We start from the raw sequence: 6,262 nt of genomic DNA, 5'->3' as shown, positions 1-6,262 counted from the left end.
GAATTGCTCCCGGTAAAGCCGCGCAGGTTGAACATTCCGTCGCGGAGCCCGGCCGAAGCGGATTTTTGCTTGCGATCGAATGTATTTGAAAAGCCATTCGATTGACGCAGTGCCAGTGTCACACGATTATTACTGACATCGTCGCGGTTCCGACCATGACGATCGCGGGMKTTGTTGGAGCAGCTTGCACCGCGTCACCAATGCTAAAAGCACCACGAGCATAGCCGTGGGCTCCTTTTATTTTGAGGAAAGCCCATGATTGTGCCCTTCAATTTCATCGTCCACGCTCTGCTGCGCCTGTCTGCTTTTCTGCACTGGACACGCACCGGCGAAACGCCTCGCCGTGGCGGGAAGTAGACCGCCGATCTCACCGGCACAGCTTCGACCGAACACCGATTTCCAACGCGCCAGAGGCTCAAGGTCGCGGCCATCGCAGGCCTGCGCCGATGCTGCTTTTCATCTGAAGGTTTCTCAATGAACCAGGCCGAACTCCACATTGTCCGCCGCGCGTGGCGCCCATCCGCTCATAACGCCGCTCCTGCTCGTGGACATCGCCTGCTCGCGGCGGCAGTTGCCGTTTCCTTGCTTGCGATGGGCAACCCGGCATTCGCCGCCGACAACCAGCCCGCAGGCAAGCCGGTCGCTGGTGGTACGCTGACTGTGGGCCTGGCGAGCGACACCGCGATCATCGACCCCTCGATCACGGGCAACTCCATCACGGCGCTCATCACGCGCAATCTCGTCGACTCCCTTGTCGGCCAGGCCGAGGATAATCGCTTCGCGCCCTGGCTGGCGGAACGCTGGGAGGTGAACGCCGACAACACCGTCTACACCTTCCATCTGCGACGCGGCGTGACCTTCAGCGACGGCACTCCGCTCGATGCCGAAGCGGTGAAGTTCAACTTCGACCGCATCCTCGACCCCAAGACCACGTCGAGCTACGCGAAATCGTTGCTTGGGCCGGTCGACAGCATCGCGGCCCCAGATTCCGGAACCCTCGTCATTTCCTACAAGCAGTCCTTCGCGCCGCTCCTGCAGGGGCTCAGCCTGCCCTATCTCGGCATCCAGTCGCCGACCTATCTGCGCAATGCCAAAAGCACGACCAATACCGTCATCGGCTCAGGCCCGTTCCTGCTCGAAAGCTTCACCAAGGGCAGCGGCAGCCGGCTGACAAAGCGTGGCGACTACAACTGGAGCCCCGGCTATGCGGCGCATCAGGGGCCGGCCCATCTCGACGCCATCGTGTTCCGATATCTGCCCGAATCCTCCGTTCGCCTAGGCGCGCTCAGCAGCGGGCAGGCACAAGCGATCGACGAGGTGCCGCCGGCCAGTTTCCGAACGGTCCAGGCGGATAATCGCCTTCAGGTCGTGACGCGGGAGAACCCCGGCGTGAACCGCGCGCTTTTCCTCAACACGAGCCGGGGGCCTTTCGCCGATGCCCGCGTCCGCCAGGCCTTCCAGAGCGCCGTCGATGCGCCATCCGCGGTCAAGGCCGCCTTCTTCGGCAGCCTGAAAGCGGCCGACAATATCCTCGGCCCTTCGACGCTCTACCACGACCCGAAGATCGCATCGGGCTGGGGCTTCGATCCGCAGAAGGCCGCAAGGCTGCTCGACGAGGCCGGCTGGAGCGCCAGGGATGCCGAAGGCATTCGCGCGAAGGGCGGAGAACGGCTTGCTGTCCGTTTCGTCTATGACGCAGCCGCCTGGGGCGCCTCGGACCTCACGCTGGCCCAGGCCGTCCAGTTCTCGGTGAAGAAGGCGGGCTTCGACCTGCAGCTCGATCCGGTCGATGCCGGCGGCTACACGGCCCGCACGGGGGCGAACGACTATGATCTCACCTCGCTATACTATGTGCGCGCCGAGCCGGACATCCTGCGGACCGTCTTCCATTCGGCCTATATTCCTCCGAATGGCTCCAACAACGCCCGCGTGAAGAGCCTCGACGACATCCTGACCAAGGCGATCGGCGCCACCGGCGACGAGCGCCGGCGCCTCTACGGCCAGGCGCAGGCCGAGATCATCGGCCAGGCCTATGCCGTGCCGCTCTATGTCGCCGCCTACCAGCTCGGCGCCTCGAAGAAGCTGCAAGGCATCAGCTGGGCAACGAACGCGAAGCCGAACTTCTACGATGCCTGGCTGGCTCCGTAAGGCCTTGCCCGTCGGGCTGAGGCGCCTTGGGGTGGTCGTCGCCGTGCTCTGGGGCGCGGCCACGATCACCTTCGTGGCGGTCAAGGCGATCCCCGGCGATCCCGTCGCGGTTCTCACCGGAGGCGAGAACATCGTCGACGCGGCCGAGCGCGAGGCGCTGATCCAACAATTCGGGCTCGATCAGCCATTGGCGGTGCAATATGCGCGCTATATCGGCCATGCGCTGCTCGGCGATTTCGGCCAGAGCTATCAATACCGGCAGCCCGTCGTGGACGTCGTCAGCGAGGCGGCCGGGCCGACGCTTCAGCTCGCTGGAACCGCGATGGCGCTGGCTCTCGGCCTCGCCTTCGTCAACGCACTGGCTACAGCCGGGCGGCGCAAGGGCCTGCGGACTCTTCTCGCCGGACTGGAGCTCGCCGTGCTGAGCACGCCGGTCTATTGGGTCGGCCTTCTGCTGTTGACGGTCTTCAGCTTCTATCTCGGCTGGTTCCCGATCATCGGCGGAGAGGGCATCCATGCCCTGGTTCTGCCCGCCGTCGCGCTGAGTCTGCCGCTCGCGGCGCTGCTGAGCCAGGTCTTGCGGGACGGGCTGGAGGAAGCGCTCCTGCAACCCTTCGCCTTGACCGTCCGAACACGCGGTGTCAGCGAAACGCAGCTGCGCCTGCGTCATGCTCTGCGGCATGCCGCGCTCGCGGTCTCGACGCTCACCGGCACGCTCTTCGCCGGCGTTCTGGCCGGCTCGATCCTGACCGAGACGGTGTTCGGACGGTCCGGCATCGGCCAGATCACCTTGCAGGCGATCAAGACGCGCGACATGCCGCTCCTGCTCGGGCTGGTGATGCTGTCGGCTCTCGTCTCGGTGCTGATCAATCTGCTCGTGGATGCGCTCTATCTGCTGATCGATCCGCGCCTGCGGAGGGCGACGCGATGAGCGAGGTTCTCGATATCATCGCCCGCACCCGCAGCGGCAGGCGTGCCGGGAATCCGTGGCGCGCGCCGGGGCTGCTCGTCCCGCTCGCCTTCGTCCTGCTTCTTCTGGCCGCCGCCGGCGCGCCGCACTGGTTCACGTCGCTGGCGCCCGATGCGGTCGATACCGACGCGATCCTGCTGCCGCCCAGCCTCTCGCACTGGTTCGGAACCGACCAGCTCGGCCGCGACGTCTTCACCCGCGTGGTCTACGGCACCTCGCAGTCCCTGGGCATCGGCATCGGCGCGACGCTCATCGGCTGCGCGGGGGGCGTGCTGCTGGGGACGGCGGCGGGTCTCGCACCGCCCGGACTGCAGCGCCTACTGGTGCGGCTGATCGACATCCTGCTCGCCTTTCCGGAAATCCTGCTCGCCCTGCTGATCATCGCTGTGCTCGGCCGAGGCCCCACGAACACCCTGCTCGCCGTAGGGCTTTCCAGCATCGCGGGCTATGCGAGGCTGGTGCGCTCGCAGGTGCTCCGCGTCTGGCAATCCGGCTATATCGAGCATGCCGTGGCGCTCGGCGAACCGACGCAGGCGATCATCGCCCGTCATGTCGTTCCCAACGCCGTCAGGCCGCTCGTCGTCCTCGCGACCATCGGCGTCGGCAACGCCGTGCTGTCGGCCTCGGCCCTGAGCTTCATCGGCCTCGGCGTGGTGCCTCCGGCCGCCGAGTGGGGGGCGCTTCTGGCCGATGGCCGCAACTTCCTCGACATCGCTCCCTGGGTCAGCTTCCTCCCGGCAACCGCCGTCGCCGCCTCGGTCATCGCGATCACGATCCTGGGGCGTCGCCTGCAGCTCCTGCTGTCACAGGGAGACGTGCCGTGAACGTCCAACTCGTAGGGCGGCAAGACTTGACCGCGGCAGCGCCGGCTTCTCGACCAACCATCATCGAGGTCGAGGGCCTGCGCATAGCCTTCCCCGGCAGGAACGGACCGACGGAGGTCGTGCGGGGCATCTCCTTTGCCGTCGGCTCAGGCGAAATCCTTGCCATCGTCGGCGAATCCGGCTCGGGAAAGTCGGTGACCGCACGCGCGCTCGTCGGCCTGGTGGGACCGGGAGCGCAGGTGAGCGCCAAGGCCATGCGCCTCTCGGGCCATGGCGGCGAATCCGTCGAGCTGATCGGTCTCACAGACCGGCAGTGGTCCAGGATTCGCGGCCGGGAGATCGGTTTCGTGCTGCAGGACGCGCTCGTCTCGCTGGATCCCCTTCGCACGGTCGGGCGAGAGGTCGGCGAGCCGATCCTGACCCACGCGCTGTTCCCGCGAAGCGAGGTCGGCAAGGAGGTCGAAACCCTGCTTGCTCGCGTCGGCGTCCCCGATCCGGCGATGCGTGCCGCGCAGTATCCGCACGAGCTCTCCGGTGGGCTGCGGCAGCGAGCGCTCATCGCCTCCGCATTGGCCGCCCGGCCGCGCCTGCTGATCGCGGACGAGCCGACAACCGCGCTGGATGTCACTGTCCAGCAGCAGATTCTGACGGTGTTCGGCGGGCTCGCCAAGGCCGGGCACGGCATCCTGCTCATCACGCACGATCTGGCCGTGGCGGCACAGCTCGCCGGCAGGATCGCCGTCATGCAGAACGGCGAACTGGTCGAAACCGGGCCGGCCGCCGAGGTTCTCCGGAACCCGCGTCATGAATACACGCAACGCCTGTTGTCGGCCGTGCCGGGCGCGGCGACGCGAGGCCGCTGGCTGTCTGCGCCCGGCCTCCGGCCGGTCAAGGCGCAGCCCGATCGTCTGGAACCCATCCTCGCCATGCGCGACATCGCGGTCCGCTTCGCCCGCCCGGATCGCGGCGTGACCCATGCCGCGAATGGTGTTTCGCTTGAAGTCTACCGGGGCGAAACCCTCGGCATCGTCGGGGAATCGGGCTCCGGCAAGACGACGATCGGCAAGGTCGCGCTCGCGCTGCGCAGGCCGGATGAGGGTGAAGTCCTCTTTCGCGGGCTTCCTTGGAGCCAGCCATCCGAACGCCTGCGGCGCCCTTTGCGCCGGCACATCCAAACGATCGTCCAGGACCCGCTGAATTCCTTCGACCCGCGCTATACCGTCCAGCGGATCATCGAGCAGCCACTTCGCCTTCACACCGGCCTCGGCAAGGCCGAGCGAGCGGAGCGCGTGCAGGAGCTGGTTCGGCTGGTCAATCTCCCGCCGGATATCCTCGGCCGGCGGCCGACCACATTGTCGGGCGGCCAGCGGCAGCGTGTCTCGATCGCGCAGGCGCTGGCCAGCGAGCCCGATCTGCTGATCTGCGACGAACCCGTTTCCGCGCTCGATGTCACGACGCAGGCGCAGGTGCTCGACCTGCTGATCTCGCTTCAGCACCGGCTCGGGCTGGCGATGCTCTTCATTTCACATGATCTCGGCGTGATCCGCCACATGAGCGACCGCATCGCGGTGATGAAGGACGGCGTCATCGTCGAGACCGGCCCGGCCGAAGACGTGTTCAGCGCCCCCAAACACGCCTATACGCGCCGCCTCCTCGAAGCGGTTCCTCGACTGTAGCTGCTCGTTTTGCCTGAAACACTGAACCTGCCGACGCCCACCCCCGGCCGAAGGACTGTGGGCTTCAAGCGATCGGCAGGGGAAACACGCCTGGCGCCAGAAAGTCGCGGACCCGTGTCAGTCACGGCCTGACATAGGTCCAGCCTTTCTCCTGCAACTCCATGACGCGCACGACGCCGGATTTCACCACTGCTGCCTCCGGAATAAGTGCGATGTCCTTGTTCTCGGCTTTGCTCATCCCAGCCTGTGTATTTCCGCAGGCTTTGAAGGAGATTGCKGATGTGCTCGCCGCAATCGCCTTGATCCGTGCTTTCACCGGTGACGTGTCATCCCGCAGCATGTGGAGACCGGGCCCGAAGGTGACGACTTCGATCTCCACTTTCTCCCCGAGGTCCTGGTAATATTGCGCGACATTGGTCGCATTGTTGAGCGCGAGATTCATCATCCCCGCTTCGTTCGTATTCACCTGCAGGATGAGGTGATGCGGCTTCTTGTCGGCCGCCTGCAGCTTGGCTGTCGGAACCGGCATGGGCTTCTTGTCTTGCGCCGCCGACGGCGACACAGCGACGAGGAGGCCCAGTCCGCCCGCAAGAGCAGCTCCGAAAATGGCTCGAATCCTGGTTGTCATTGCATTCCGCCTTTGA

5 protein-coding genes are annotated in these 6,262 nt (G+C 65.9%); 4 read left to right on the top strand and 1 reads right to left on the bottom strand.

Annotated elements, in window-relative coordinates:
* Positions 1–591 precede the first annotated feature (591 nt).
* Genes AC1DVA_RS14710 through AC1DVA_RS14695 form a run of 4 tightly spaced genes read left to right on the top strand, consistent with a single transcriptional unit; the run spans position 592 to position 5,618 of the window.
* Positions 592–2,148, top strand: a complete 1,557-nt coding sequence (locus AC1DVA_RS14710; RefSeq protein WP_476806331.1) for an ABC transporter substrate-binding protein — start codon at positions 592–594, stop codon at positions 2,146–2,148.
* Positions 2,129–3,079 (top strand): ABC transporter permease, encoded by a 951-nt coding sequence (locus AC1DVA_RS14705; protein ID WP_476806320.1) that lies wholly within the window; start codon positions 2,129–2,131, stop codon positions 3,077–3,079. The genes AC1DVA_RS14710 and AC1DVA_RS14705 overlap by 20 nt, the downstream gene beginning before the upstream one ends.
* Positions 3,076–3,942 carry an ABC transporter permease gene (locus AC1DVA_RS14700; protein WP_476806319.1) on the top strand — a complete coding sequence of 289 codons (867 nt, stop codon included), beginning with the start codon at positions 3,076–3,078 and terminating at the stop codon, positions 3,940–3,942. The genes AC1DVA_RS14705 and AC1DVA_RS14700 overlap by 4 nt, the downstream gene beginning before the upstream one ends.
* Before the next feature lie 26 nt (positions 3,943–3,968).
* Positions 3,969–5,618, top strand: a complete 1,650-nt coding sequence (locus tag AC1DVA_RS14695) for a dipeptide ABC transporter ATP-binding protein (RefSeq protein WP_476806318.1) — start codon at positions 3,969–3,971, stop codon at positions 5,616–5,618.
* Positions 5,619–5,739: 121 nt separating this feature from the next.
* Here AC1DVA_RS14695 and AC1DVA_RS14690 read toward each other — a convergent pair whose 3' ends face one another.
* Positions 5,740–6,246 (bottom strand): DsrE family protein, encoded by a 507-nt coding sequence (locus tag AC1DVA_RS14690; RefSeq protein WP_476806317.1) that lies wholly within the window; start codon positions 6,244–6,246, stop codon positions 5,740–5,742.
* Positions 6,247–6,262: the final 16 nt, after the last annotated feature.

It is taken from the genome of Allobosea sp. P4_C6, from assembly GCF_056402015.1.
This window is presented reverse-complemented; position numbering and strand designations above follow the sequence as displayed.

Excerpts from the sequence above, each read along its gene's own strand:
- AC1DVA_RS14710 (WP_476806331.1), top strand. The coding sequence starts at position 592 with ATGGGCAACCCGGCATTCGCCGCCGACAACCAGCCCGCAGGCAAGCCG.
- AC1DVA_RS14705 (WP_476806320.1), top strand. The coding sequence starts at position 2,129 with ATGCCTGGCTGGCTCCGTAAGGCCTTGCCCGTCGGGCTGAGGCGCCTT.
- AC1DVA_RS14700 (WP_476806319.1), top strand. The coding sequence starts at position 3,076 with ATGAGCGAGGTTCTCGATATCATCGCCCGCACCCGCAGCGGCAGGCGT.